Genomic DNA, 25339 nt, shown 5'->3' on the forward strand with positions numbered 1-25339 from the left:
CGCGATGTTAAGGTGGCCGTGGGCCTGCTACCCCGACATGCGTCGCGTTGGCGTGGTCCGCTTTCAGAAGGTCCGCTCGATGGCATTGACCAGGAGAGCCGCCAGGCGGTCGCTGGCGGCCTGCGTGCGGTGGATGTTGTCGATCACGTCGCCCACGCCGCGGTAGTCCTCCCCCCAGCCCGCGTGCGAAACCCCCAGTTGCTCGGCCACCCGATGGGTCACCTGGTTCAGCTCGTTGCGGCGCTGCACGCGCTCGGGCGTGAAAAGATCGGCCACCGGCACGTCCACGATGCCCGTCAGTATGGGCGTGCGCCATTCCGAATGGACGACCCGCAGGACATCGCGCAGGTCGGTCTCGTATTGCTCGACGCTGCGCATTTCAAGGGCATCGTTGAGCCCGAGGCCGATCACGATGATCTGCCCCCTGCGCCGGATGGCGTTGAATGCGGGCTGCGGCCCGAGTGGATAGGCGTCCGCTGGCGCGCCCGGGTAAGGTTCCTTGTAGCCGAGGACGAGATCCTGCATCAGCAGGCCGATGGCGGAGCGGTCTTCCACGACCCAGCCGGGCCGCAGGGACATCATGGTTCGGGGAACGGCCATGCTGATGCCAGGGCCGCGCATGAGGCTGTCGCCAAAAATTTCAATGGACATGGTGAATGGTGAGGCCCGCCAGGATGCCTTGCGACGAAGGGCTCGGCGGCATCGCTCGTGCACGGAGCAGGCGGAGAAAAGCTTGATCGCGACATCATGGCCCGGATGTTTCACGCGCCTGTATCACGACGTAGCTCGCCACTGCCAGTGACTCCAGGGAGCGAACCCATCGAGGCCGGGCGCCGGATGGATGGAATGGCAGAAATACAAAAGGGGCCAGGCCTTGCGGACCTGACCCCTTGATATCAATGGTCGGAGCGGCGGGATTCGAACTCGCGACCCTCTGCTCCCAAAGCAGATGCGCTACCAGGCTGCGCTACGCTCCGACAGCTGGCATTCTAACCCGCCGCGGAGCACGTTCCGGGCCGATTCCAGCACATTATTTGCAAGGCGCGCGGCATATCGCGGCCCGCGCATGCGCTCAGCGGGAGCCGGACGACGGGCCGGGGCCGCGGCCAGGCAGGTGGCGGAAGGTGATGCGGCCCTTGGTGAGGTCGTAGGGCGACATTTCGAGGGACACCTTGTCACCCGCCAGGATGCGGATGTGGTGCTTGCGCATCTTGCCGCCGGTGTAGGCGATCAATTGATGCCCATTGTCCAGCGTGACACGAAATCGGGAATCCGGCAGCACTTCCGTCACGGAGCCCTGCATTTCGATGAGTTCTTCTTTAGCCATGGTTCAACTAGAAATTAAAAATCCGGACCGGTACGACAGCAGGCTCCGGGCATGCATAACAGACGGGAAATCAGGCGCGGGCTGCCGGGGCCGGCGATGCAAATGCAAGCGCTTCGTTACGTACAGGCCTGGCATGCGATGCCAGAATGAACGCCGCGCTGCAGAGCATGGGAAGCGGCCAGTGCCGCCGGTTCTCTTTTCTCTTTTTGCTCTTTTATTGCCAATCTTGGGCGCGCAGGGCCTGGGCGGGCCAGTGCAAAGCCTGTCAATTGTACCGTGCAGCGCGGGGTCTCTCGCGCGGCGTTGCCAAAACGCGCCGGCAGGGGGACACGACAGACCTGCGGCCGGGCCGGAAACCCGCCGTATCCGGCCATGGTCAGTAAATGGTGTCGCTGGCAGGAAATAAAAGACCCAGGCCCGCTTCACCCGTCCCCGCCGCACGGCCGGGCAGCAAGGCCGCATGGTGCAAGGCGCATGCCGCGTGCGGAGCGCTCTCCTGGAGGGCCCTCGCATTCCCGGCCGGTGGACAGGCCCTAGAATGGCCGGCCCTTTCGCCGCAGGAGCCTCCGTGCCAGACCGCCTCGCCGTTCTTCCGCAATACCTGCTGCCCAAGCGGGCCCTGACCTCGCTGGCCGGCCGCTTCGCCTCCGCGCGCGCAGGCACCCGCACCACGGCCGCCATCCGCCGTTTCGTCGCCCGCTACAAGGTGGACATGTCCGAGGCCGAGAACCCGGACATCGCCAGCTACGCCACCTTCAACGATTTCTTCACGCGCGCACTGCGTCCGGGCGCGCGGCCCATCGCGGACGCTCCCGCCGTCTGTCCGGTGGACGGCGCGGTGAGCCAGTTCGGCCACATCGACAGGGACCAGATCTTCCAGGCCAAGGGCCACCGCTACTCGACCACGGCACTGCTGGGCGGCGATGCGCAGGAGGCCGCCCGTTTCACGGACGGCAGCTTCGCCACCATCTACCTGAGCCCGCGCGACTACCACCGCATCCACATGCCCTGCGACGGCCGTCTGCGCCGCATGATCTACGTGCCGGGCTCCCTGTTCTCGGTGAATCCGCTGACCGCCCGCGGGGTTCCGGGATTGTTCGCGCGCAACGAGCGGGTGGTCTGCCTGTTCGACACGCCGCTCGGCTCCATGGCCCTGGTGCTGGTGGGGGCCACCATCGTGGGCAGCATGGCCACGGCCTGGCATGGCACGGTCAACCCGCCGCGCACCGCGGGCCTGCGCCAGTGGACCTATGACGATGGCCCGGAAGTGCTGCTGCGCAAGGGAGAGGAAATGGGCCGGTTCATGCTCGGCTCGACGGTGGTCCTGCTCTTCGAGCCGGGGAAACTTCGGTTTGCCGACACCTGGGAGCCCGCCCGTGCCGTGCGGCTGGGCGAACCCATGGGCCTTCCGCCCGGGGCCTGACGACGGCATGCCGCCGCTGCACGCCGTCAGGGCATGCGGCAGGTGGCGAACACGCTGGGCTGCAGCACCAGCTTTTCAGGGGCCACGGGCGAGTCGTGCCCCACGAGATGGACGCACAGGTCGTGGCGGCGGATGGTGATGTGGCTGACGGTTTCCAGGCGTTCGCCGAACCGGACCCGGGTTCCCGGATGGAAAACCGGCATATGGAAGAACTCGCCCCATCCCTGCGGTCGTTCCGCAGGAAGGACGGGGGGAGCCAGGGAAGCAGTCGGCGCGACATCCATGGCCCGGATGCTATCGCGCCCCGGAGGCCCCCGCACACAAGTTGCAACAAATTTCGCGGAGCTGTCGGGCTTTTGCAGCGCCAGAAGGGCCGCTGCAGGCCCGGACGCGCCGAGGTCACGGAACAGTCATGCGCGCGCTCTACAGTGCGCCGCTGCGGGCTCCCTGGGGAGCCCGTTCTGTCTGGAGCCTGCCGAGGGCTCCGTTGGCCTGCTTTCCTCCCACACCATGACGATCTCCCTCCCCCGCCGTCCCCTGATCCTGGCGCTTGCCGCAGCCTTCGCGCTCTCCGCCTGCGGTGGCGGCGGTTCCGGCATCAGCGCCGTTCCCACGCCCCCGCAAGGACTCGGCAAGGCGGACACCGCCCCCGTCCCCAACGAAACGACGGTGCCGCCTTTCGTCGACAACGCCGCGACGAACCAGCGCGGGGATGCGCGCTACGCCACGCTCGAGACCAATGCCGGCGTGCGGGTGCTGTCAGGCTTCCTCTCGATCTGGAAGCCGTCCACGCTGCTGGTGGACGCGGGCGTGAGCGCCGCGGCGAACGGGGCCTTCCCGGCCGTCACGCCCTCCACCTGGAGCGGCATTCCCGGCGACGCGACCGACGGGACGGTGCTCAATGCCCAGGTGCATGCTCGCAATATCCAGTATGTGGTGGATGCCACGGGCCGCCGCACGCCCGCGCAGGAACTCCTGGCCTACCTGGACGACCGCCGCGGCAAGGCCTACAGCGTGAGCGACGGCATGGGGCCGCTGACGGCCGCGTGGCGCGCCGCCGCGCAGCAGACGACCACCATCACCGCGATTCCGGCCGATGCGACCACCGTGGTCTACAACGATGCCGGCAACAACACGGGCGTGGGCGGCAGCGCCAACACCGCTTTCGGCATGGCGGTGGATTTCGTCGGCGGGATCGGCGAGAACGGCTCCACGGAGCCCGCCAAGCGCTTCTACAAGTATGCGCGGCCGTGGCGCTGGAGCAGTGCCGTGCAGGTGGTGCCCGCCCTGCTCCCGGCGCGCAGCACCACGCCGACCACCGACGGCGGCTTCACCAGCGGCCACACGGCCGAGGCGGTGCGCAGTTCCATCGCCATGGCCTACCTCGTGCCGGAACGATTCCAGGAAATGGTCGCGCGCGGACTGGAACTGGGCGAGAGCCGCATCCTGGCCGGCATGCACTCTCCCCTGGATGTGATCAGCGGCCGCATCCACGGCCAGGCCGTGGCCACCGCGAGCATCGCGACCGGTGCGAACGCGGCCCGCAAGGCGGCGGCCTTCCAGCAGGCGCGCAGCGCGCTGATGGCCGCTGCAGGCGCCAAAACGCCCGCCGACCTGTGGCAGTTCGCCCATTCGCAGCCTGCCAGCACGGACCGGTTCGCTGACTATGCGACGAACCGTTCCGAATACCTGCGGCGCATGACTTTCGGCTTCCCGCAGATCGGCGATGCTTCGCGCCCGGCCGTGGTGCCCAAGGGCGCGGAAGTGCTGCTGGAGACCCGCCTGCCCTACCTGGACGCCACACAGCGCCGGGTGGTGCTCAAGACCACGGCCGTGCCGTCGGGCTACCCCGTCATGGACGACGCGGAAGGCTGGGGCCGCCTGAACCTGTTCGCGGCCGCCGACGGCTATGGCCGCTTCGACGGTGACGTGGCGGTGACCATGGACGCGACCCAGGGCGGCTTCAGCGCTTTGGACACGTGGCGCAACGACATCGCCGGGGCCGGCAAGCTGACGAAGCTCGGCAGCGGCACGCTGGTGCTGGCCGGTAACAACAGCTTCACGGGCGGCATCGAACTGGCCGCAGGCACCCTGCAGGCGGGCAGCGGCTCGGCGCTGGGCAATGGCGCGGTGTACGTGGGTGGCGGCACGCTGCGCACCGCGGCCTCCGGCGACGTGGCGGTAAACGGCTCCTACACCCAGCGCCCGGGCAGCACGCTGTCGCTGCAGATGGCGAACGCCAGCGGCACGGCAGGCACGCTGACCGTGAACGGCCCGGCGGCACTGGCCGGCACGCTCGAGGTGAAATTCGCCCAAGGCGTGCGCCCCGCCGTGGGTTCGACGATCACCGTGCTGCGCCATGGCGGCCTCAGCGGGGCTTTCGATGCGGTGTCCGTGCCGGGCTACCGCGTGACGCCGGTGTACCTGAACAACGCCGTGCAACTGCGCATCGACGCTGCAGCCTGAAGGATCGACCCGGTGCATGCGAAGGGCGGCCTGCGGGCCGCCCTTTTTCCTGGCGAACGTCCTCCGGATGGCTGGGGCGGACGGGTCAGCCGCGCGAGGCCGCGCCCGCATCCGCAGGCAGCGCGGGCTGCGGCTGCCGGGACTTCCGCGGTGCGGAGAAAGCACATCCCATGGAGGCAGCGACGATCATGGCGATGGCCAGCCACTGGGCCGGGCTCAGGTACTCGCCGAGCAGTACCAGTGCCAGCAGCGCGGCGACGGCGGGCTCCATGCTGATCATGATGCCGAAGGCCTGCTGGGGCAGGCGCTTGAGCGCCACCATTTCCAGCATGATCGGCACGGCGCTGGACAACGCGGCCACGCCGATGCCGGTGAGCAGCACGCCCGGCGCCAGCAGGCCGGCCCCGGCGTGCCCGATGCCCACGGGTACCACGACCAGCGATGCCGCGGCCAGACCGAGGGATACGGAATGCCCGGTGTGCAGGTGCCCCAGGCGCTTGCCGAACAGGATGTAGCCCGCCCAGAACACGGCGGCGGCCAGCGCGAAGCGCACGCCCCGGAGGTCCAGCATTCCGGCACCCTGCTGCCAGGGCAGCAGCAGGCCCAGCCCCGCGACCGCCAGGACCACCCAGAGGAAATCCAGCGGACGGCGGGACGACAGCAGCGCCACCGCCAGCGGGCCGGAGAACTCGATCGCCACGGCCACGCCGAAGGGAATGGTCTGCAGCGACAGGTAGAAGCAGAGGTTCATCGCGCCCAGGGCGGCGCCGTAGGCGGCGATGCGCGCAGCATCCGCGCGGGCGAGCGGCCGCCGCCAGGGACGCCACAGGAGCAGCAGCAACAGGGCCGAGAAGCCCACCCGCAGGGCCGTCGTGCCCTGGGCGCCGACCAGCGGGAACAGGGAGTGCTTGGCCCAGGACGTGCCGATCCCGAGGAAGGTCACGGATCCCAGGATGGCGAGGGCCGGTATCAGCGGTGAGTCATGCGATGCGGACATCGCTCAGGCTGCCGCGCGCTCCGCGGCGAAGTCCAGGCAGGCCTGCAGCATGCGGCGCAGGTGGGGCTGCACGCCCATGGCGGTGTCGGGCAGGTAGTCGAACGGCAGGGCCTCCTGCATGTAGCTGGCCTGCGTCATCTCGAGCTGCACGGCATGCACGTTGCGTCCCGGGTCGCCGTAATGCCGCGTGATGTAGCCGCCCTTGAAGCGGCCGTTGAGCACGGCACTGTATCCGGGCGCGGCCATGCCGATGGCGAGCAGTTCGCGGGCGAGCGCCGGATCGCAACTGGCGCCATCGGCCGTGCCGAGGTTGAGGTCGGGCAGCCGTCCATCGAAGAAGCGCGGCAGCACGGAACGGATGGAATGCGCGTCCCAGAGCACCGCCACGCCGTGCTGCGCGCGGATGCGGTCGATCTCGGCGCGCAGCTGCGCGTGGTAGGGATCCCAATAGCGGCGGCGGCGCTCCTCGATCTCAGCGGCGACGGGCACCTGGGCCGGGTCGGCATAGAGCGGCGTGTCGTCGAAGGTGTCCACGGGGCACAGCCCGGTCACGCTCTGGCCGGGATACAGGCTGCTGCCGTCGGGCGGTCGGTTCAGGTCCACCACGTAGCGCGAATGCGTGGCCACGAGCACGGAGGCGCCCAGGCCGCGCGCGAAAGCATAGAGGCGCTCCAGGTGCCAGTCGGTGTCCGGCACCTGCCGGGCCTCTTCCGTCAGCCGGCCGGCGATATCCGGCGGCACGTGGGTGCCGGCATGCGGCATGGACAGCAGCAGCGGCGCGGTGCCGGCGTGGAATTGGAAGAGCGGCGTGGCCGGTGCGTCGTTCATGGGCATTCTCGTGAAAAGGCGGGTTCAGGCTTGCAGCAGGCCGGAGCGTACCGCGGCGAAGGCGGCGGCACTCTCTCCGTGCAGGGCGTGGCGGCCAGAGGCGACACGCTGCACGCCGGACGTCCAGACGGCATCGATGGCCGACGTACGGTGGCTGGCGAAGACATGGGCGGAGAGCTGGCTTTCGGGCGGCAGGCCGCGCAGCGCGATGTGCTCCGGGTCCAGCGCGACGAAGTCGGCCGGAACGCCCGGCACCAGGCCCGCCTGCGCACCTGGGGACGGGAGGTGGCCGGCGGCCTGGGCACCGCCCTGCACGGCCTGCAGCAGCATGGCGGTGGCGACCTGCGGCTGCGCATCGGTGCCCAGCACGTTGCGGCGGCGCAGGTCCAGCCGCTGGCCGTATTCGAGCAGCAACAGCTCCTCGGCCGCGTTCACGCAGGCATGGCTGTCGGAGCCCAGGCCCCAGGTCCCGCCAGCCGCCCGCCAGCGCGGCAGGTCGAAGAGTCCGTCGCCCAGGTTGGCCTCGGTCGTCGGGCACAGGCCCGCCACGGCGCCGGACCGGGCCGCGCGCGCGGCCTCCGCATCGCCCAGGTGCGTGGCGTGGACGAGGCACCAGCGCGCATCCACGGGCACGTGGTCCAGCAGCCACTCCACCGGCCGCTGGCCGCTCCAGGCGATGCAGTCATCAACCTCCTGGATCTGTTCGGCGATGTGGATGTGCACCGGCGCGCCGGGAGCGATGGCGTCCAGGCCCTGCAGTGCCGCGTTCAGGCTGTCGGGCGGCACGGCGCGCAGGGAATGCGGAGCCAGGCCCAGCACGTCGCCCTGCGCGCGCACCACGGGCGCGAGGCGTTCGAGCAGCGCGAGCATGCCGTCGGTGCGGTGCAGGAAGCGCCGCTGGCCCTCGCGCGGCGGCTGGCCGCCGAAGCCGCTGGACTGGTAGAGCACCGGCAGCAGCGTGATGCCGATGCCGGCACGCCGTGCTGCGCGCAGCAGCGCGAGCGACATCTCGGCGTCGTCGGCATAGGGGCGGCCGTCCTCGGCGTGGTGAAGGTAATGGAACTCGCACACCGCCGTGTAGCCTGCCTCCAGCATCTCCACGTAGAGCCAGGTGGCGATCGCCTCCAGGGCCTCGGGCGACATGCGCGCGGCGAAGCGGTACATGAGGTCACGCCAGCTCCAGAACGAGTCGTCGCTGGCCGCGCGGAATTCGGTCAGGCCGGCGAAGGCGCGCTGGAAGGCATGGGAATGCAGGTTGGGCAGGCCGGGCAGCAGTGGACCGCGCGCGCGCACCACGGCAGGCGGCGGGGCACTGTCCGGCTGCACGTGGGTGATGCGCCCCTCTTCGTTCCAGCGCAGCAGTACGTCCTTCGCCCAGCCGCCGGGCAGAAGGGCCTGGGCGGCGAAGAGCGCGCCGCCGTCAAAGTGGGAAGTCTGGCCGGTCATCGCTGCACCACCCTGCCCTGCCGCACGATCGCCCGCGGCGGCTGGTGGCCGAACCAGTAGGCCAGCTCGGCGGCCTCGATGAACGGCCAGAGCACGAAATTGGCAGGCCGGCCGGCGGCGATGAGCCCCTGCGTGTCCTGCAGGCCCAGCGCACGCGCGGCATGGGTGGTGATGCCGGCCAGGGCTTCGGGCACCGTGAGCCGGAACAGCGTGCAGGCCATGTTGGCCATCAGCCGCAGGCTGAGCGCGGGCGAGGTGCCCGGGTTGTGGTCCGTGGAGACCGCCATGGGTACGCCCGCGTCGCGCAGCGCCTGGATGGGCGGCAGGTGGGTGTCGCGCAGCGTGTAGTAGGCGCCAGGCAACAGCACGGCCACCGTGCCGGCTGCCTTCATCGCGGCGATGCCGTCGGCGGACAGGTGCTCGACGTGGTCGCACGACAGCGCGCCGTAGCGCGCGGCGAGCCGGGCGCCGTCCATGTCCGACAGTTGTTCGGCATGCAGCTTGACGGGCAGGCCCAGCGCCTGCGCGGCCTGGAAGACCTGCTCGGTTTCGGCCAGGCTGAAGGCGATGCGCTCGCAGAACACGTCCACCGCGTCCACCAGGCCCTCTTCGGCCAGAGCGGGAAGTATCTCGCGGCAGACGAGATCGATGTAGTCCTGACTGCGGCCCGCGTACTCCGGCGGCAGCGCATGCGCGCCCAGGAAGGTGGTGCGCACGGTGACACTACAGGCCTCGCCCAGCCGCCGCGCGGCGCGCAGTTGCTTGCGCTCGTGCTCCAGCGCCAGCCCGTAGCCGGACTTGATCTCGATGGCGCACACGCCCTCGTCCAGCAGGGCCTGCAGCCGCGGCAGGGCCTGCGCGAACAGCTCGTCTTCCGACGCGGCGCGCGTGGCTTTCACCGAGGAGACGATGCCTCCGCCCGCGCGGGCCACTTCCTCGTAGCTGGCCCCGGCCAGCCGCATGGCGAATTCGTTGGCGCGGTGGCCGCCATAGACGAGGTGGGTGTGGCAATCCACGAGGCCGGGGGTGGCCAGGGCTCCCTCGCCCGCATGGCGGGGGAGCCCGGCGAAGGCCGGCGGCACGGCGGCCTCCGGCCCGACCCAGCGCACGGAGCCGCCCTGCACCACCACGCAGGACAGGGCACCGGCGGGCACGGCCACGTCAGGGATGAAAAGGCCTTCCACCAGCCGCAGGCCGGTCCAGCAGCCGTCGGCGCTGGGCAGGGAAGAAAAAAGTGTGGACTGCATGAGATTCCCTCTGGAGCGCGCTGCGCCCCTGTTCCATCAAGTGTCCTGCAGGGCCGGAACGCCGGTCCGGACGGCGTCCGGCGCCAGGCCGATCCAGGCCAGAACGGCACCGTGGGCATCTTCGGGAGCAAGCGGCAGGGGCTCTTCCGCGCGCTCACCCCACCATAGGCCATGGCCGGGCCGATAGCCCTCGCCCGCGCCATCGCGCCACGTGCCGGCGAGCACCAGGCACACACCGGCCGGCGTGGAGCCCGGCTGCACGCTGCCCGATACCACTTCTATGGTGCCCTGCCACGCACCGCGGCGCAGCATGAGATTGAAATCGGTGGAGGTGCCGCCGAGGGGGGTGCAGTCGAGCGCAGCCGCTCCGTCGAAGGCCCAGGGGCGCCAGGGCTCGTCGAGCCGGTGATCGATGCCCTGCGCGCGCAGATGCACCCCATCGCCGTCGAGCAGCATGATCTGCCGCTCGATGCCCGGAAAGGCGGAGAACGGTCCGGCCCGGTCGATGGTGGCCGCGCTCACGCGCCAGCCGAAACCGTCCATGCCGGCGCCGGGTGGCCAGCAGGCGATCTCGCGCGTGGCGCCGCCGCCGTTCTTCCAGGGGGTGGGCTCGATCGAGCCCAGGTCGAAACGCTGCATCGCCATGGTGTCAGGCGCCCTCGCCCGCCAGCAGCGGGAAGAGCGGATGCACCATGGGCGCGCCGGCAGGCAGTTCATCAGCCAGGCCGGGGAACTCCGGCGAGGTGGTCCAGGCGCGCGGGGCATGCCGCACGTCGTCGCCCAGGAAGCGCACGGAGAACACCCGCCTCCGGCCCGGTCCCTCGAAGCCGCCGGCCGCATGCAGCGTGAGCATGTGGAAGCACACCACGTCGCCGGGCTCGGTATCCCAGCCCAGGATGTCGAAGGCGCTGCGATCGGCCTCCACGTCGGGCAGGTCGTGCAGGCTGCCTTCGGGGAACCACTTCGCCTGGTGGTCCATGAAGCTGCGCGGCATGAGCCAGGGGCCGCGGTGCGAGCCGGCAACGAACTCCAGCGTGCTGGCGCGGGGCACCGGGTCCACCGGGATCCAGCAGCTGATGTTCTGCATGCCGTCGATGTTGTAGTAGGGCTGGTCCTGGTGCCAGGGCGTGCGCTGGCGCGTGCCCGGCTCCTTGACCAGCACGTGGTCGTGGTAGAGGCGCACCCCGCGCGATTGCATGAGCCGCTGCGCCGCCAGGGCCACGGGCGCCTCGCCGATGAAGCGGCCGAACGCGGGGATGTCCTGCCAGTTGCAGAAGTCCTCGAAGAACCGGCCTGGGTCGTCGGGGCGACTGGCGACCTTGGCTCGCGGGCTGGGCGTGGCCAGGTTGGCGTCGATGCCCTCCCGCAGCAGCGCCACCTCGCCCGGGGTGAGCAACTGGCGGATGCACACGGCACCGTCGCGCGCGAAGTCGGCCACCAGGCCGGGCGTGACGCGCTCCTGCACGCGCTGGCGCGGGTCGTCGCGAAGGGCATGGGATGCGGATGCCATGGCGGAGGTCTCCTCGGGAACTCGGTCAGGCGCGCGTGAGCACGGCCTGCAGGAACGAACGCGTGCGTTCCTGGCGCGGGTTGGTGAAGATGGTGGCGGGCGCACCCGATTCGATGATGCCGCCACCGTCCATGACGACGACGACGTCCCCGACCTCGCGCGCGAAATCCATCTCGTGGGTCACCACCATCATGGTCATGCCCTCGCGCGCCAGCACTTTCATGACCTGCAGCACCTCGCCCACCAGTTCGGGATCAAGGGCCGAGGTGGGCTCGTCGAACAACATCACGCGCGGCTTCATGGCCAGTGCCCGGGCGATGGCCACGCGCTGCTTCTGGCCGCCCGAGAGGCTGGCTGGCATGGCCTCGGCCTTGTGGGCCAGGCCCACCTTCTCGAGCAGCACCCGGGCCTGCGCCTCGGCCTCGGTGCGCGGCACGCCGTGCAGCTTGCGCGGGCCCAGCGTCACGTTGTCGATCACCGACAGGTGGGGAAACAGGTTGAACGACTGGAACACCATGCCCACCTCTTCGCGCAGCGCGTTGAGGTCGCGGTCCGGCAGCATGCGGCCTCCGTCCACCAGCGTGCGGCCGCAGATGTCGATGCGCCCGCCCTGCGGCTGCTCCAGTCCGTTGCAGCAGCGCAGGAAGGTGCTCTTGCCCGAGCCGCTGGGGCCGATCACCACCACCACCTGCGAGGGCTGGACGTCGAAATCGATGCCATCGAGCACGACGTGGTCGCCATAGGCCTTGCGCAGGCCGCGGATGCGCACCATGGGCTCGGCATTCGGGGAACCGTTTTGCATCGTCATTGCACCATCCCTCCGGCGCGCAGGCGCAATTCGATGTGGCGCAGCACCAGCGTGGTGGCCCCCGTGAGCACGAAGTACACGACCGCGATGGCCAGGTACACCTCCAGCGAGCGATACGACACGCTGATGATCTTCTGCCCCTCGTGCATGAGATCGTGGATGGTGAGCAGCGACACCAGCGCCGAGTTCTTGATCAGCGCGATGAACTCGTTGCCCAGCGGCGGAATCATGCGCACCACCGCCTGCGGCAGCACCACGCTGCGCATCGCCTGGCCCGAGGACATGCCGATGGAGCGCGCGGCCTCCATCTGCCCCTTGTCGATCGACTGGATCGCGCCGCGCACGATCTCGGACACATAGGCGCCCGAGTAGATGCCCAGGCCGATCACGCCGCACACGAAAGCCGGCAGCAGGATGCCGAACTGCGGCAGGCCGAAGAACAGGATGAACAGCTGCACCAGCAGTGGCGTGCCGCGGATGACCGCCACGTAGGCCGTGCACAGGCCGTACACGATGCGGTTGCGGGGGTTGAGGCGGCCGATGCCCACCAGCAGGCCCATGACGCATCCGAGCAGCAGCGAAGCGGCCGTGATCTCCACGGTCACCGCCGCGCCCTGCAGCAGTTGGGGCCAGCCGGCCCATACGGGGGAAAAATCGAGTTCCATCGCTTCAGGTCGTCAGCGGGCCGTGGTCACTTGGCCGCCGGGGCGCCGAACCACTTCTTCTCGATGGCGGCATACGTGCCGTCGGCCTTGAGCTTGGCGATGGCGCCGTTCACCGCGCGGGTAAGCTCGGGCGTGTCCTTGCGCAAGGCCATGCCGTACTCCTCGGTGGTGAGCTGTTCCTGGAGCACGCGCAGGCCGGGCCGTGTGCGGATGTACTGGTAGGCCGCGGGCTTGCCGGTGACGGCGGCGTCGGCGCGGCCGATGTCCACGAGGTTGAACATCTCCTGGTTCTTCTCCACCTCGACGCGCTGCACCTTGGGATGGTTCTGCGTGAGGAAGCCCACCGACTTGGTGCCCACCTGCACGGTGACTTTCTTGCCGTCCAGGTCGGCGATCTTCTGGATCGACGTGTTGCCGTCCTTCACCATGGCGACCAGGCCGCCCGCGTAGTACGGCTCGGTGAAGTCCACCACCTTCTTGCGCTCGTCGGTGATGTAGATGGCCGACACGGCCATGTCGAAGCGCCTGGAGATCAGGCCCGGGATCAGGCCCTTGAAGTCGATGTCCACCCATTCGACCTGCTTGCCCATCGCCTTGCCGATGGCCTCGACCAGTTCGACGTCGAAGCCCGTGCGCTTGCCGTTCTCGACGAACTCCATGGGAGGGAACGTGGCATCGGTGCCCACGCGCAGCACGTTGCCCTGGGCGTGCGCGCTGGCGCTGCCGAGAGCCAGTGCGGCCATGCTGGCGAGAAGAAGGTGGCGGCGGAGGGTCATCATGGGAAGTTCTCGGGTCAAGGGTCTGGGGAATCGGGAGACGGAAGGGAACAGGTAGAACGAAGTCAGTGCAGTACCAACTGGCGGGAGATGCGTGCGGCGGCCACGACCGCCATGCGGACCAGCGCCTGCTCGTGCCCCTGGGCCCGCAGGATGGGCGCCATGAGCGTGATGGCGCCGGCGGCCTGGCGAGAGGCGCCGAACAGCGGCACGCTGCAGCCCCATACGCCCGGGTCCACCTCGCCTTCGCTCACGGCGAAGCCCGCCGTGCGGATGGCATCCAGTTCGTCCCGCGCTGACTGCCGTGCAGGCGTGCCGTGGCCCCACTGGGCATCGAGCACGGCCTCGCGCGCGGCCTCGGGCAGGTGGGCCAGCACGCATTTGGCCGACGCGCCCGCGCGCAGGGGTACGCTGCGCCCCTTCTCGAACGAGCAGCGCAGCGAATGGTGGCTCTCCACCATGTCGAGGCAGATCGCCTGGTCATTGACGGCGAGGATCAGGCCGACGCTTTCGTGCGACTGCTGCGACAGCTCCACCATGCCGGGGCGCGCCTGCCGCACGAGGTGCGAGGCCAGATCGAACCCCAGCGCGAGCTGCAGGCTCAGTGGCCCGGGCGCATAGCAGCCGTCGCTTTCGAGCACGAAGCCCCAGCGCTTGAGCCGCGCGAGCTGCCGGTACAGCGTGCTGCGCGCCAGGCCCGTGTGCTCCATGAGCTCCGCGGCCGACGAGGCCTTGCCCTGCTGGGCCAGCGCGGCCAACACCTGCAGAACACGGTCGGCGGTGGGGACGGCGGCAGGCAGGGCGCTCTTCGACATGCCGGCAGTATCAAAGGAAGCTGTCGCGCTTCACAGACCCTGATTCCCAGAAACTGGGAACGCACGTCCCTTTTTTTCCCTTCCGGGGGATTTCCGTCCGTATTCCATTTTCCAGGGCATCCCCCGTCCCCCTCCTCTCTTCATCGCACCATGGGCAGGTGCAGGCCATTGCGCCGGGCGCAGGCCACGGCAGTCTCGTAGCCCGCGTCCGCATGGCGCATCACGCCGCTGGCCGGGTCGTTCCAGAGCACCCGGCCCAGGCGCGCAGCGGCTTCGTCGGTGCCGTCGGCCACGATGACAACGCCTGCGTGCTGCGAATAGCCCATGCCCACGCCGCCGCCATGGTGCAGGCTGACCCAGGTGGCGCCACCGGCCGTATTGAGCAGCGCGTTCAGCAGCGGCCAGTCGCTCACCGCGTCGGTGCCGTCCTTCATCGCCTCGGTCTCGCGGTTGGGGCTGGCGACGGAGCCGGTGTCCAGGTGGTCGCGGCCGATGACGATGGGCGCCTTGAGTTCGCCGTTCTTCACCATCTCGTTGAAGGCCAGCGCCGCCCTGTGGCGCTCGCCCAGGCCCAGCCAGCAGATGCGCGCGGGCAGGCCCTGGAAGGCAATGCGCTCGCGGGCCATGTCGAGCCAGCGGTGGGTGTGCGGGTTCTCGGGGAACAGCTCCTTGATCTTGGCGTCGGTCTTGTAGATATCGTCCGGGTCGCCCGAGAGCGCCACCCAGCGGAACGGGCCCTTGCCTTCGCAGAACAGCGGCCGGATGTACGCGGGCACGAAGCCGGGGAAATCGAAGGCGTTCTTCACGCCCTGATCGAACGCCACCTGGCGGATGTTGTTGCCGTAGTCCACCGTGGGAATGCCCATGGCCTGGAAGTCGAGCATGGCTTGCACGTGGACCGCGCAGCCCCGGGCCGCGGCGTCCCTCAGGCGGGCGTGCTGCGCCGGATCGGCCGCGGCGGCGCGCCACTCGGCGACCGTCCAGCCCACGGGCAGGTAGCCGTTGACGAGATCGTGCGCGGAGGTCTGGTCGGTCACGATGTCGGGCTTCGGGCCGCCGGCCTGCGCACGCCGGACCAGCTCGGGCAGCACCTCGGCCGCATTGCCCAGCAGGGCGATGGAGACCGCCTCCTTGCGCGCCGTGTGGTGCGCGATCAGTGCGAGCGCATCGTCGATGTCCTTCGCCTGCTTGTCCACGTAGCGCGTGCGCAGGCGGAAGTCGATGCTGCTTTGCTGGCACTCGACGGCCAGCACGCAGGCGCCGGCCAGCACGCCCGCCAGGGGCTGCGCGCCACCCATGCCGCCCAGGCCCGCCGTCAGGATCCATTTGCCCGAGAGGTCGTTGCCGTAGTGCTGGCGACCGGCCTCGACGAAGGTCTCGAACGTGCCCTGCACGATACCCTGGGCACCGATGTAGATCCAGCTGCCTGCCGTCATCTGGCCGTACATGAATAGGCCCTTGCGGTCCAGCTCGTTGAAGTGCTCCCAGTTGCCCCACTTCGGCACCAGGTTGGAGTTGGCCAGCAGCACGCGCGGCGCGTTCTCGTGCGTCTTGAACACGCCCACGGGCTTGCCGGACTGGATCAGCAGCGACTCATCCGCTTCCAGGGTCTTGAGCGAAGCCAGGATCTGGTCGAAGCATTCCCAGTTGCGGGCCGCGCGGCCGATGCCGCCATAGACCACCAGCGACTGCGGGTTCTCGGCCACGTCCGGGTCCAGGTTGTTCTGGAGCATGCGGTAGGCGGCCTCGGCCAGCCAGTTCTTGCAGTGCAGCTGGCTGCCGCGCGGGGCGCGGACCACGCGCGTGGGATCGTGGCGGGGGTCTGCGTGGGGGGCCGCGGTGGCAGCGGACAGGATGGCGTCGTTGGCGTTCATGGCATCGCTCCTTGGGCGTTCGGGTACGGACCGGGGTTACTGGAAGCTGGGCAGGATGGCCGCGAGCGGCGCGGGCCACGCCGACGTGCCGGCCCACAGGCGCATGGCCTCGATGTCGGGCGCGAGGTAGCGGTCCTGCTCCAGGAAGGCCACGCGCCCGCGGATGGCGGCGAACTGCGCCTCGATCAGCGGGGACGATTGCAGGCTGCGGTCGAACTCCATGCCCTGCGCGGCGGCCATGGCCTCGATGCCGACGATCACTGCCGTGTTGCGCGCCATGTCCAGCAGGCGCCGCGCGGCGTAGGTGGCCATGGAGACATGGTCTTCCTGGTTGGCAGAGGTGGGCAGGCTGGTCACGCTGCTGGGATGGGCCAGGCACTGGTTCTCCGTGGCCAGGGCGGCGGCCGTGACCTGGGCGATCATGAAGCCGGAGTTGACGCCGCTGTCCCGGATCAGGAAGGCTGGCAGGCCCGACAGGCCCGTGTCCAGCAGCAGCGCGAGCCGGCGCTCGGAAATGGCGCCGATCTCGGAAATGGCCAGCGCGATGATGTCTGCCGCGAAGGCCACCGGCTCGGCGTGGAAGTTGCCGCCGGAGATCACCTCCCCCGTGTCGGTAAAAACGAGCGGATTGTCCGATGCGGCATTGGCTTCGATCTGCAGCACGCGGGCGGCATGCGAGAGGTTTTCCAGGCAGGCCCCCATCACCTGGGGCACGCAGCGGATCGAGTACGGGTCCTGCACGCGCCCGCAGTCCGGGTGGGAGGGGTCGATGGCGCTGCCCTCCAGCAGCGCGCGCACCGCCGCTGCCACGGCGATCTGGCCGGCCTGCCCGCGTGCTTCATGGATGCGCGCGTCGAAGGGCTTGACCGAGCCCTTGATGGCTTCGAGCGTCAGGCAGCCCGACACCAGGCCGGCGGCGAACACGCTTTCGGCTGCGAACAATCCTGCCAGCGCCAGGGCGGTGGACACCTGCGTGCCGTTGAGCAGCGCCAGGCCTTCCTTGGGGCCCAGCACGAAGGGCTCCAGCCCGACGGCGGCCATGGCCTCGCGGCCGGAAACGACCTGGCCGCCCACCCGGGCAGCGCCCTCCCCGATCAGCACGCAGGCCAGGTGTGCCAGCGGCGCCAGGTCGCCCGACGCGCCCACCGAGCCCTTGGCGGGAATCACCGGCAGCACATCGGCATTGGCCAGCGCCAGCAGCGCATCCACCAGCGCCGGGCGCACGCCGGAATGGCCGCGCGCCAGGCTCACGGCCTTGGTGGCCAGCACCATGCGCACGACATCGTCCGGCAGCGGATCGCCCGTGCCCACGCTGTGCGAGAGCACCAGGTTGCGTTGCAGCTCGGCCAGGCGGCCCGCCGCGATCTTCGTGCTGGCGAGCTTGCCGAAGCCGGTGTTGATGCCATAGACCACCTGGTCTTCATCGACGATGCGGTCCACCGTCGCCTGGGCGGCCTGCATGCCGGCCAGCGCGGAGGCATCGAGCGCCAGCCGCTGGCCGCCGGCGGCGATGACGCGCAGTTCGGCCAGGGTGACCCGGCCGGGGTGCAGTACGAGGGTGGGCGTGGCGCTCATGGCTCTTCCTGTATATACAAGTCAATCTGCAAAATAGGCCGCTGGTCTTTTCCACGTCGGCGGGCGCATTGAACCATGGAATCGTCAACTTGTATATACAGGATGACCACCATACGAGTCAGCCGACGAGCGGATGGCCGTCGGCCCGGATGCGGCTGCCGAGCCGGTAGCGCGAGCCCGGGTGCAGGCAGCGCACCAGCGTGACCGGCATGCCCCGCGTCCAGGTCCGGCGGGTGAGCAGCAGGCACGGATCTCCCCCCGCCATCTCCAGCAGGCGCGCCTGCTCGGGCGTGGGCAGCACGGCATCCACGACGTGCTCCATCTGGTCGAACGGCACATTGCGCACGAGGTACTCGGATGGCTGCAGCCGCGTGAAGTCCTGCGCACCGAACTGCGGCACCGCGCGCGGGTTCACGTAGCGGTCTTCCAGTTGCACCGGCACGCCATCCTCGCGGTGCACGCAAACCGCATGGAAGACCGACTCCCCCGTGCGCAAGTCCAGCGCGGCCGCGATGTCCAGCGGCGCGGACACACGCTCCACCGCCAGCACGTCGCAGCGGTAATCGTGGCCGCGCTGCCGGATCTCGCTGGCGAGGTTGGCGATCTGCAGCAGCGTGGACTGCGGCTTGTCCTCCGCCACGAAGCTGCCCACGCCGGCCACACGCACGATGCGGCCCTGCTCCACCAGTTCGCGCAGCGCGCGGTTCACGGTCATGCGCGACATGCCGAACTGCTGCACCAGCTCGCTCTCCGACGGCAGCCGGTCGCCCGCACGCCACGATCCGTCCTGGATCCTGCGCACGATGTGGTCCTTGATCTGCTGGTAGAGGGCGAGCGCCGGTTCGGCAGCAGCCGGCAGGCCGGCGGGTCGGGAGGGGCGCTTGCGGGCGGTCATCATCATGCGCGGGACTCTATCAGCGCGCTGCGCGGTGGCCGGCCACGCATCAGTGCGCCTCGGCCGCCATGGATTCGGCCCGGATTTCCTCGGTCAGCCGCGCCTTGAGTTCCATGAACTCCGGCGAGGTCTTGAGCGTGTAATGCCGCGGATGCGGCAGATCGACCGCGATCTCCGTCTTGATGCGCCCCGGCCGCGCGCTGAACACGGCTACGCGGCTGGCCATGAAGATGGCCTCGTCGATATCGTGGGTGACGAACATCACGGTCTTGCGCTCGGCCTCCCAGATGCCCAGCAACAATTCCTGCATGAGCACGCGGGTCTGGTTGTCGAGCGCGCCGAAAGGCTCGTCCATCAGCAGGATCTTGGGGTCGTTGGCCAGCGCGCGGGCGATGGCGGTGCGCTGCTGCATGCCGCCCGAGAGCTGCTTGGGGTAGTGTTGCTCGAAGCCGCGCAGCCCCACCTTGGCGATGAAATAGGCTGCGCGCTCCTTCTGCTGCGACTCGGGCATGCCCCGCTCGCGCAGGCCGAAGCGGATGTTCTGCTCGATGGTGAGCCAGGGAAACAGCGTATAGCTCTGGAACACCATGCCCCGGTCGGCGCCCGGGCCCGTCACGGGCTGGCCGTCCAGCAGCACCCGGCCGCTGGTGGGCTGGTCCAGCCCCGCCACGATGCGCAGCATGGTCGATTTGCCGCAGCCCGAAGGGCCCAGAATGGTAACGAAGTCGTTGTCGGCCACATGGAAATCGACCGGCAGCAGCGCCTGCGTGGCCGGGCCCTTAGCCGAGGTGAAGGTGCGCGAGACACCCTGGATATGCAACTCACTCATCAGATGGCGCTCCAGGCGAAGAGGCGGCGGTTGAGCGCCTTGAAGAGGAAGTCCGACACCAGGCCGATGACCCCGATCACGATGATCCCGAAGATGATCTGCCCGGTGTTCAGCAGCGCCTGGCTGTCGGTGATCATGTGGCCGATGCCGGAGGACGAGCCGATCAACTCGGCGACGATCACGTAGGTCCAGGCCCAGCCCAGCACCAGGCGCAGCGTCTCGGCGATGTCCGGCGCGGCGCCCGGAATGAGCACGCGGCGCACGATGCCCGTGGGCGTGGCACCCAGCGTGTACGCAGCCTCGACCAGGTCCTTGCGGGCATTGCCCACGATCACGGCCACCATCAGGATGATCTGGAATACGGAGCCGATGAAGATCACCAGCAGCTTCTGCAACTCGCCCAGGCCCGCCCAGAGGATGAGCAGCGGGATGAAGGCCGATGCCGGCAGGTAGCGGCAGAAGGACACGAAGGGCTCCAGGAAGGCCTCCACGCCCTTGTGCGCGCCCATGCAGATGCCCAGCGGCACGGCCACGATGGCGGCCAGCACGAAGCCGCCCAGCACGCGCCACACCGTCATGCCGATGTCGTGCAGGAAGCCGAACTGCGTGAACAGCAGCCAGCCCTCCTGGACCATCGTGACGGGGCTCGCCAGGAAGGTGGGCGACACGTAGCCGCCCAGCGTGGCCACCGACCACGCGGCCACGAAAAGCACGAAGAACGCAGCGCCCAGCATCCAGCGCGTGCGCGGAGCCACGGGCTCCAGCGGGCGCAGGGCCCGGCAGCGCAGCGGGGCCGCCGTCGGCGCGGCGGGTTGGTCGTCAGCGGGCACGGCGCCCATCACCCGGCTCATCGGCGGGGCCTCCACGGCAAGGCTCGGCGGTCCATGGCGTCACCTCACTTGATGAAGCTGTCATCGAACATGGCGCCGAAATTGTCCGGCTGCTTGCGCACCACGCCCGCCTCCAGCAGGATCGCGCCGGCATCCTTCATGAATTGCTGCAGTTCGCCCGCGAAGAACTTCTGGTTGGCGGCCTTGTCCTGCCAGCGCAGGTAGGCCGACGACTTGGCGAACGCCTCGCCCGTCTGCTTGACGGCCGCGCCCATGATCTCGTTGGCCTTGGCCGGGTCCGCCTTGATCATCTCCAGCGCATCGAAATACGACTGCGTGAGCGCCTGCGCGGCCTTCGGGTTCGCCTTGAGCCAGTCGGGCGCGCAGCCCACGGTGTCCATGACCATCGGGTAGTCGATGGTGGTGGCGAGGATCCTGCCCGCCTGCGGGTTGGCGCGGATGGTGGACAGGTAGGGCTCGTAGGTCATCGCGGCATCGTTCTGGCCCGAGACGAAGGCCTGCGCGGCCGGCTGCGGCTCCAGCGACACGGTCTTCACGTCCTTGAGCATCATGCCGTTCTTCGACAGCATCCAGGCCAGGCCGAAATACGGCGCGGTGCCCGGAGCGCTCACGGCCACGGTCTTGCCCTTGAGGTCGGCGAAGCTCTTCACGTCATTGCGCACCGCGATGCCGTCGGCGCCGTAGGACTTGTCCATCTGGAAGATCTGCACGATGGGCACGCCGTTGGTGTTCCAGGCGACGTGCGTCTCCACCGTGGTGGCGGCGCACTGGATGGCCTTGGATGCCAGGGCGAGGTGGCGGTCCTTCTGGGGGATCATCTTCAGTTCCACATCCAGGCCGTTCTTCCTGAAGATGCCGGCCTTGTCGGCCAGGGTCAGCGGCGCGAAGCCGGTCCAGCCGGACATGCCCAGCGCGATCTTCGTCTCCTGGGCCTGGGCGGCCATCGCCAGCCCGACCATGCCCGCCGCCGCGGCGATCCGCGACACGCCACTCCATACCGTTCTGCCCATCGTCCTGCTCCTCGTGAATGAATGCACCTGGAAAATCGACTGCCCGCCCATTCTTGCCCCCTGCCCATGCTGTCTATACAGGGTTAACGCGCAAGCATCCGGCTGCACGCACCTCCATGCAAGAAGGAGACCAGGCCTCGCCCCGGGGAAACCCTCGCTGGAACGGCTTCCACGGGCACGGAGGCCGCCCGCGAATCCCCGACCCGGTGCGCCGGCTGTCCGCTGCACACCACAAGCGTGCGCCACCGTGGACCAGCCATGTCGGAGAGTTCCGTAAAAGCAGCCCCTGCCCCCCGGACGGACATGCCCCCGCCTTTAGAATTTGGCGCATCTACAACATCGAGCGAAAGCGGCCCCGGCCATGACTCTGCAGTACGAGGCCCTCGCGGCCATCCTGGATCGCCAGGAAGAGGCCATCATCCAGGAATGGCTGGCCGAAGCTGCCCAGGGCGATGCCCTGCATTCCGCTGGCGCCGTCTCCGATGCCCGCGACCTCCTGCAGGCGCTGCGCACCGCATTGCAGAGCGCACCGCCCCCCGCAGGCCATCCCCAGGCGGGCAGCGCATGGCACACGCTCAACGGCGTGCTGGAAGCCCTGTCGCGTTCCCGGGCCGCCCGCGGCGAGACCGCCGGCGACACCAGCCTGTTCGTGCTCGCGCTCAAGAAGGCCCTGTTCACGCAGCTGCAGGCGACATCGCAGGACACCACCGCCCTGCAGGCCGCGCTCTGGAGCACCACCGCGCTGGTGGACCGCATGGCGCAGCACACGGTCAACACCTTCCAGCTGGCGCGCGAGGACATCATCCGCCGCCAGCAGGAAGAGCTGCTGGAGCTGTCCACCCCGGTGGTCAAGCTGTGGGACGGCGTGCTGGCCGTGCCGATGATCGGAACGCTCGACAGCAACCGCACCCAGGTGGTGATGGAAACGCTGCTGCAGCGCATCGTGGACACCGGCTCCGACATCGCCATCATCGACATCACCGGCGTTCCCACGGTGGACACGCTGGTCGCGCAGCACCTGCTCAAGACGGTGGCCGCCATCCGGCTCATGGGCGCCGACTGCATCGTCAGCGGCATCCGGCCGCAGATCGCGCAGACCATCGTGCACCTGGGCATCGACCTGCAGGGCATCCACACGCGTGCCACGCTCGCGGATGCCCTCGCCCTCGCGCTGCAAAAAAACGGCTGGCGCATCGACCGCGTGCGCGACTGACCGGGGAACGGCATGGAACGCATACCGATCCTCCGCATGGGCGACACCCTGCTGGTCACCATCCAGCTGGACATGCAGGACCGCACCGCCCTGGCGCTGCAGGAAGACCTCGCCACGCGCATCGCCGACACCGGCGCCACCGGCGTGATGATCGACATCTCCGGACTGGAAATCGTGGATTCGTTCGTTGGCCGGATGCTCAGCAGCATCTCCGGCATCGCGCGCATTCTCTCTGCACATACGGTCGTGGTCGGCATGCAGCCGGCCGTGGCCATCACCCTCGTGGAACTCGGCCTGTCGCTGGACGGCGTGCGCACCGCGCTCAACGTGGAGCGCGGCATGGAACTGCTGCGCCGCATCCGCGGGGAGGCCCCTCTTGGCCGATGAGACCTCGGGCACCCTGCCCCTCGAATCCGAGCAGCACATCGTGCTGTGCCGCCAGGCCGTCCGCACGCTGTGCGGCAGGCTCAGGTTCTCGCTGGTGGATCAGACCAAGGTCATCACCGCAGCCAGCGAGCTGTCGCGCAATACCCTGGTCCACGGCGGCGGAGGCCGCATGCGCTGGGAACTGCTCGACCAGGCCGGGCGCGCGGGCCTGCGCATGCATTTCGAGGACGAAGGCCCGGGCATTGCCGACCTGCAGCTCGCCCTGTCGGACGGCTGGACTTCCGGCGGCGGAATGGGCCTGGGCCTGCCGGGCAGCCGCCGGCTGGTGAACGACTTCGACATCCGCACCGCCCCCGGCCAGGGCACCTGCGTGACCATCACGAAATGGAAGTGATGGACGTGACGCCCCATGCCCCCGCCGAGGTCCTGCACGGCTGGACCCATGTCGCCTTTCCGATCGACGATGCCAGCCGCGTCGGCGAGGCGCGGCGCTTCGGTGCGCACGCCAGCGCGGAAATGGGCTGGAACGCCACCGACGCCGGCCGGCTCTCGCTGGTCGTCACCGAACTGGCCACCAACCTGCACCGGCACGCCCGGGGCGGCCGGCTGCTCATCGCGGCCATCCCCGGGCGCCGCACGGTGGAGGTGATCGCCATCGACAACGGCCCCGGCATCGCAGACCTGCGGCTGGTGATGCGCGACGGCTATTCCACCGGCGGGTCGCCCGGCACGGGGCTGGGTGCCGTGCGGCGCCTTTCCGACAGCCTCGACCTCCATTCCACGCCCCAGGGCACCGTCTGCGTCGCACGGGTGCAGGAACGCCCGCAGGAAGAAGAGGATGGCTTCGCTGCCGCGGATGCCGTTGCGCGTCGCGCGGCGCCCCTCCCGGCGGTCCGCATCGGCGCGATCTGCCTGCCGCTGCGGGGAGAGACCGTCTGTGGCGACGCGTGGGCGGCCGCCATCGACGGGGAGCGCATGGCACTGTGCGTGGCCGACGGCCTGGGACACGGCCCCGAGGCGGCGCGGCCCGCGCAGGCGGCGCTGTCGGTCTTCCTGCAATCGCCGTTCGGCGAGCTCGGCGGAGTAACCGACCGGGCCCACCTGGCGCTGCAGGGCACGCGCGGCGCTGCCATGTGCAGCCTGCGCTGGGACGGCCCGCAGGCCCCCGTGCACAGCGCCAGCATCGGCAACGTGGCGGCGAGGCTGGTCTCCGGCGTGGCCGACCGCTCGGTGCCCGCGCTGCACGGCACCGTGGGGCTGCACATCCGCAAGGGCGGCGAGACCGCCACGCAGCCCCCTGCGCATGCGCTCATCATCGTGCACACCGACGGCATCGAATCGCGCTGGCCTCCCGCCGCCCTCCATCCCCTGCTCGGCCGCGACCCTGCGCTCGCGGCCGCAGTGCTGCTGCGCGACCACCACCGGGCTCGCGACGACGCCACCGTCGTCGTGGTCCAGCGCACTGGCTGAGCCCGCGCACACGAGGACCCGCACGATGACATCCGAGCAAGAAGACCAGACTGCCGCCGCCGCTCCCGAGGCGCTGCGCGCTGCCCTGGCGGCGAGCCAGCAGGAGCTTGAACTGCTGCGCGCGGAACTGGAGGAAACCAACCGCGGCGTGGTGGCGCTCTATTCGGAACTGGACACACAGGCCGAGCAGCTGCTCAAGGCCACCGAAATGAAGAGCCGGTTCCTGGCATACATGAGCCACGAGTTCCGCACGCCGATCAGCTCCATCCGCAGCATTGCACGGCTGCTGGCCGACCATGTGGACGGCCCGCTGAATGCCGAGCAGTCGCGGCAGGTGGCTTTCATCCAGGCGACGGCGGCAGAGTTCTCCGACATGGTGGACGACCTGCTCGACCTCGCCAAGATCGAGGCCGGCCGCGTCGATATCTCGCCCGCCTGGTTCGATATGGTGGACCTATTCCAGGCCCTGCGCGGCATGTTCAAGCCGGTCGCCACCAACCCGGAGCTCAACCTGGTGTTCGAGGAGCCCCGCAATCTTCCTGCGCTCTTCACCGACGACCGCAAGCTGTCGCAGATCCTGCGCAACTTCATCTCCAATGCGCTCAAGTTCACGCCGCGCGGCGAGGTCCGCGTGTCCGCGCAGGCCTGCGACGGCGACCGCGTGCGTTTCTCCGTGGCCGATACCGGCATCGGTATCGCCCCCGAGTTCCATGCCAGCGTGTTCGAGGATTTCTCGCAGGTGGGCTCGCCGCTGCAGAAGCGCCTGCGCGGCACCGGCCTGGGCCTGGCGCTGTGCCGCCAGCTCGCCGAACTGCTCGGCGGCGCCGTGGAGCTGCAGAGCACGCCGGGCGAAGGATCGGTGTTCTCCGTGACGCTGCCCGTGCGCCTGCCGGAGCCGGCGCCCGCCACCGGGATCGCGGAGTGACG

26 protein-coding genes and 1 tRNA gene are annotated in these 25339 nt (G+C 69.4%); 7 read left to right on the top strand and 20 right to left on the bottom strand.

Features of this window, described 5'->3' with window-relative positions; translation table 11 throughout:
• Positions 1-63: 63 nt before the first annotated feature.
• The 3 genes from T336_RS0100290 to infA form a co-directional block, all read right to left on the bottom strand.
• On the bottom strand, positions 64-651 hold the full coding sequence (locus T336_RS0100290; protein WP_026431072.1) for a GDSL-type esterase/lipase family protein: 588 nt from the start codon (positions 649-651) through the stop codon (positions 64-66).
• 249 nt (positions 652-900) lie between these two features.
• Positions 901-977: transfer RNA gene (locus T336_RS0100295), tRNA-Pro, on the bottom strand.
• A 95-nt stretch (positions 978-1072) separates the two neighbouring features.
• Entirely contained in the window at positions 1073-1327 is a 255-nt protein-coding gene (infA, locus tag T336_RS0100300; RefSeq protein ID WP_013594762.1) for a translation initiation factor IF-1, read from the bottom strand.
• Positions 1328-1895: 568 nt separating this feature from the next.
• Between infA and asd the strand changes: the two genes are divergently transcribed.
• The gene (asd, locus tag T336_RS0100305; RefSeq protein WP_026431073.1) at positions 1896-2750 is read left to right on the top strand and encodes an archaetidylserine decarboxylase; all 855 of its coding nucleotides are present in this window, start codon (positions 1896-1898) and stop codon (positions 2748-2750) included.
• A 26-nt stretch (positions 2751-2776) separates the two neighbouring features.
• On the opposite strand, the gene T336_RS0100310 is transcribed toward asd, so the two are convergent.
• Complete coding sequence (locus T336_RS0100310) at positions 2777-2953, bottom strand: hypothetical protein (RefSeq protein ID WP_225976145.1); 177 nt, start codon at positions 2951-2953, stop codon at positions 2777-2779.
• A 307-nt stretch (positions 2954-3260) separates the two neighbouring features.
• On the opposite strand from T336_RS0100310, the gene T336_RS0100315 reads away from it, so the two are divergent.
• Entirely contained in the window at positions 3261-5216 is a 1956-nt protein-coding gene (locus T336_RS0100315) for a phosphatase PAP2 family protein (RefSeq protein ID WP_026431074.1), read from the top strand.
• A gap of 85 nt (positions 5217-5301) precedes the next feature.
• On the opposite strand, the gene T336_RS0100320 is transcribed toward T336_RS0100315, so the two are convergent.
• From T336_RS0100320 to T336_RS0100395, 16 genes are all read right to left on the bottom strand, one after another.
• On the bottom strand, positions 5302-6213 hold the full coding sequence (locus T336_RS0100320; protein ID WP_026431075.1) for an EamA family transporter: 912 nt from the start codon (positions 6211-6213) through the stop codon (positions 5302-5304).
• Between the two features lie 3 nt (positions 6214-6216).
• Positions 6217-7041: an N-formylglutamate deformylase gene (gene hutG / locus T336_RS0100325; protein ID WP_026431076.1), complete on the bottom strand. Its 825-nt coding sequence runs from the start codon at positions 7039-7041 to the stop codon at positions 6217-6219.
• Between the two features lie 24 nt (positions 7042-7065).
• Positions 7066-8487 carry a formimidoylglutamate deiminase gene (locus T336_RS0100330; RefSeq protein WP_026431077.1) on the bottom strand — a complete coding sequence of 474 codons (1422 nt, stop codon included), beginning with the start codon at positions 8485-8487 and terminating at the stop codon, positions 7066-7068.
• Positions 8484-9734: an imidazolonepropionase gene (gene hutI, locus T336_RS0100335; protein WP_026431078.1), complete on the bottom strand. Its 1251-nt coding sequence runs from the start codon at positions 9732-9734 to the stop codon at positions 8484-8486. The genes T336_RS0100330 and hutI overlap by 4 nt, the downstream gene beginning before the upstream one ends.
• Positions 9735-9770: 36 nt before the next feature.
• On the bottom strand, positions 9771-10373 hold the full coding sequence (locus T336_RS0100340) for a HutD/Ves family protein (RefSeq protein WP_050858853.1): 603 nt from the start codon (positions 10371-10373) through the stop codon (positions 9771-9773).
• Positions 10374-10383: 10 nt separating this feature from the next.
• Positions 10384-11244 (bottom strand): phytanoyl-CoA dioxygenase family protein, encoded by an 861-nt coding sequence (locus T336_RS0100345; RefSeq protein ID WP_026431079.1) that lies wholly within the window; start codon positions 11242-11244, stop codon positions 10384-10386.
• Positions 11245-11269: 25 nt separating this feature from the next.
• Entirely contained in the window at positions 11270-12052 is a 783-nt protein-coding gene (locus T336_RS0100350; protein WP_026431080.1) for an amino acid ABC transporter ATP-binding protein, read from the bottom strand.
• On the bottom strand, positions 12049-12717 hold the full coding sequence (locus T336_RS0100355; RefSeq protein ID WP_019701108.1) for an amino acid ABC transporter permease: 669 nt from the start codon (positions 12715-12717) through the stop codon (positions 12049-12051). The genes T336_RS0100350 and T336_RS0100355 overlap by 4 nt, the downstream gene beginning before the upstream one ends.
• 26 nt (positions 12718-12743) lie before the next feature.
• Positions 12744-13493 (bottom strand): glutamine ABC transporter substrate-binding protein, encoded by a 750-nt coding sequence (locus T336_RS0100360; protein WP_026431081.1) that lies wholly within the window; start codon positions 13491-13493, stop codon positions 12744-12746.
• 65 nt (positions 13494-13558) lie between these two features.
• Positions 13559-14308, bottom strand: a complete 750-nt coding sequence (locus T336_RS0100365; protein ID WP_019701106.1) for an IclR family transcriptional regulator — start codon at positions 14306-14308, stop codon at positions 13559-13561.
• A gap of 140 nt (positions 14309-14448) precedes the next feature.
• A complete protein-coding gene (gene hutU, locus T336_RS0100370; protein ID WP_026431082.1) occupies positions 14449-16182 on the bottom strand; it encodes a urocanate hydratase in 1734 nt (577 codons plus the stop codon).
• Positions 16183-16218: 36 nt separating this feature from the next.
• Positions 16219-17757 (bottom strand): histidine ammonia-lyase, encoded by a 1539-nt coding sequence (gene hutH / locus T336_RS0100375; protein ID WP_026431083.1) that lies wholly within the window; start codon positions 17755-17757, stop codon positions 16219-16221.
• 118 nt (positions 17758-17875) lie between these two features.
• Complete coding sequence (gene hutC / locus T336_RS0100380) at positions 17876-18658, bottom strand: histidine utilization transcriptional repressor HutC (RefSeq protein WP_026431084.1); 783 nt, start codon at positions 18656-18658, stop codon at positions 17876-17878.
• 43 nt (positions 18659-18701) lie between these two features.
• Positions 18702-19481, bottom strand: coding sequence for an ABC transporter ATP-binding protein (locus T336_RS0100385; protein WP_026431085.1), 780 nt, complete (start codon positions 19479-19481; stop codon positions 18702-18704).
• Entirely contained in the window at positions 19481-20332 is an 852-nt protein-coding gene (locus T336_RS0100390; protein ID WP_026431086.1) for an ABC transporter permease, read from the bottom strand. The genes T336_RS0100385 and T336_RS0100390 overlap by 1 nt, the downstream gene beginning before the upstream one ends.
• A gap of 44 nt (positions 20333-20376) precedes the next feature.
• The gene (locus T336_RS0100395; protein ID WP_026431087.1) at positions 20377-21342 is read right to left on the bottom strand and encodes an ABC transporter substrate-binding protein; all 966 of its coding nucleotides are present in this window, start codon (positions 21340-21342) and stop codon (positions 20377-20379) included.
• A 361-nt stretch (positions 21343-21703) separates the two neighbouring features.
• Between T336_RS0100395 and T336_RS0100400 the strand changes: the two genes are divergently transcribed.
• Genes T336_RS0100400 through T336_RS0100420 form a run of 5 tightly spaced genes read left to right on the top strand, consistent with a single transcriptional unit; the run spans position 21704 to position 25337 of the window.
• The gene (locus tag T336_RS0100400; protein ID WP_026431088.1) at positions 21704-22555 is read left to right on the top strand and encodes an STAS domain-containing protein; all 852 of its coding nucleotides are present in this window, start codon (positions 21704-21706) and stop codon (positions 22553-22555) included.
• A gap of 12 nt (positions 22556-22567) precedes the next feature.
• The gene (locus tag T336_RS0100405) at positions 22568-22942 is read left to right on the top strand and encodes an STAS domain-containing protein (protein ID WP_026431089.1); all 375 of its coding nucleotides are present in this window, start codon (positions 22568-22570) and stop codon (positions 22940-22942) included.
• Positions 22932-23336, top strand: coding sequence for an anti-sigma regulatory factor (locus T336_RS0100410; RefSeq protein ID WP_013594744.1), 405 nt, complete (start codon positions 22932-22934; stop codon positions 23334-23336). Before T336_RS0100405 ends, T336_RS0100410 begins: the two co-directional genes overlap by 11 nt.
• Positions 23336-24412, top strand: coding sequence for an ATP-binding SpoIIE family protein phosphatase (locus tag T336_RS0100415; RefSeq protein WP_026431090.1), 1077 nt, complete (start codon positions 23336-23338; stop codon positions 24410-24412). Before T336_RS0100410 ends, T336_RS0100415 begins: the two co-directional genes overlap by 1 nt.
• 25 nt (positions 24413-24437) lie before the next feature.
• Positions 24438-25337: a sensor histidine kinase gene (locus tag T336_RS0100420; protein WP_026431091.1), complete on the top strand. Its 900-nt coding sequence runs from the start codon at positions 24438-24440 to the stop codon at positions 25335-25337.
• Positions 25338-25339 lie beyond the last annotated feature (2 nt).

Source organism: Paracidovorax oryzae ATCC 19882 (assembly GCF_000687165.1).
Taxonomy (GTDB): domain Bacteria; phylum Pseudomonadota; class Gammaproteobacteria; order Burkholderiales; family Burkholderiaceae_C; genus Paracidovorax; species Paracidovorax oryzae.

What these genes read in the sequence shown, in the direction of transcription:
- T336_RS0100290 (WP_026431072.1), bottom strand. Translation starts at nt 651, where the DNA reads ATGTCCATTGAAATTTTTGGCGACAGCCTCATGCGCGGCCCTGGCATC.
- infA (WP_013594762.1), bottom strand. Translation starts at nt 1,327, where the DNA reads ATGGCTAAAGAAGAACTCATCGAAATGCAGGGCTCCGTGACGGAAGTG.
- T336_RS0100310 (WP_225976145.1), bottom strand. Translation starts at nt 2,953, where the DNA reads ATGCCGGTTTTCCATCCGGGAACCCGGGTCCGGTTCGGCGAACGCCTG.
- T336_RS0100315 (WP_026431074.1), top strand. Translation starts at nt 3,261, where the DNA reads ATGACGATCTCCCTCCCCCGCCGTCCCCTGATCCTGGCGCTTGCCGCA.
- T336_RS0100320 (WP_026431075.1), bottom strand. Translation starts at nt 6,213, where the DNA reads ATGTCCGCATCGCATGACTCACCGCTGATACCGGCCCTCGCCATCCTG.
- hutG (WP_026431076.1), bottom strand. Translation starts at nt 7,041, where the DNA reads ATGAACGACGCACCGGCCACGCCGCTCTTCCAATTCCACGCCGGCACC.
- T336_RS0100330 (WP_026431077.1), bottom strand. Translation starts at nt 8,487, where the DNA reads ATGACCGGCCAGACTTCCCACTTTGACGGCGGCGCGCTCTTCGCCGCC.
- hutI (WP_026431078.1), bottom strand. Translation starts at nt 9,734, where the DNA reads ATGCAGTCCACACTTTTTTCTTCCCTGCCCAGCGCCGACGGCTGCTGG.
- T336_RS0100340 (WP_050858853.1), bottom strand. Translation starts at nt 10,373, where the DNA reads ATGCAGCGTTTCGACCTGGGCTCGATCGAGCCCACCCCCTGGAAGAAC.
- T336_RS0100345 (WP_026431079.1), bottom strand. Translation starts at nt 11,244, where the DNA reads ATGGCATCCGCATCCCATGCCCTTCGCGACGACCCGCGCCAGCGCGTG.
- T336_RS0100350 (WP_026431080.1), bottom strand. Translation starts at nt 12,052, where the DNA reads ATGACGATGCAAAACGGTTCCCCGAATGCCGAGCCCATGGTGCGCATC.
- T336_RS0100355 (WP_019701108.1), bottom strand. Translation starts at nt 12,717, where the DNA reads ATGGAACTCGATTTTTCCCCCGTATGGGCCGGCTGGCCCCAACTGCTG.
- T336_RS0100360 (WP_026431081.1), bottom strand. Translation starts at nt 13,493, where the DNA reads ATGACCCTCCGCCGCCACCTTCTTCTCGCCAGCATGGCCGCACTGGCT.
- T336_RS0100365 (WP_019701106.1), bottom strand. Translation starts at nt 14,308, where the DNA reads ATGTCGAAGAGCGCCCTGCCTGCCGCCGTCCCCACCGCCGACCGTGTT.
- hutU (WP_026431082.1), bottom strand. Translation starts at nt 16,182, where the DNA reads ATGAACGCCAACGACGCCATCCTGTCCGCTGCCACCGCGGCCCCCCAC.
- hutH (WP_026431083.1), bottom strand. Translation starts at nt 17,757, where the DNA reads ATGAGCGCCACGCCCACCCTCGTACTGCACCCCGGCCGGGTCACCCTG.
- hutC (WP_026431084.1), bottom strand. Translation starts at nt 18,658, where the DNA reads ATGATGATGACCGCCCGCAAGCGCCCCTCCCGACCCGCCGGCCTGCCG.
- T336_RS0100385 (WP_026431085.1), bottom strand. Translation starts at nt 19,481, where the DNA reads ATGAGTGAGTTGCATATCCAGGGTGTCTCGCGCACCTTCACCTCGGCT.
- T336_RS0100390 (WP_026431086.1), bottom strand. Translation starts at nt 20,332, where the DNA reads ATGAGCCGGGTGATGGGCGCCGTGCCCGCTGACGACCAACCCGCCGCG.
- T336_RS0100395 (WP_026431087.1), bottom strand. Translation starts at nt 21,342, where the DNA reads ATGGGCAGAACGGTATGGAGTGGCGTGTCGCGGATCGCCGCGGCGGCG.
- T336_RS0100400 (WP_026431088.1), top strand. Translation starts at nt 21,704, where the DNA reads ATGACTCTGCAGTACGAGGCCCTCGCGGCCATCCTGGATCGCCAGGAA.
- T336_RS0100405 (WP_026431089.1), top strand. Translation starts at nt 22,568, where the DNA reads ATGGAACGCATACCGATCCTCCGCATGGGCGACACCCTGCTGGTCACC.
- T336_RS0100415 (WP_026431090.1), top strand. Translation starts at nt 23,336, where the DNA reads ATGGACGTGACGCCCCATGCCCCCGCCGAGGTCCTGCACGGCTGGACC.
- T336_RS0100420 (WP_026431091.1), top strand. Translation starts at nt 24,438, where the DNA reads ATGACATCCGAGCAAGAAGACCAGACTGCCGCCGCCGCTCCCGAGGCG.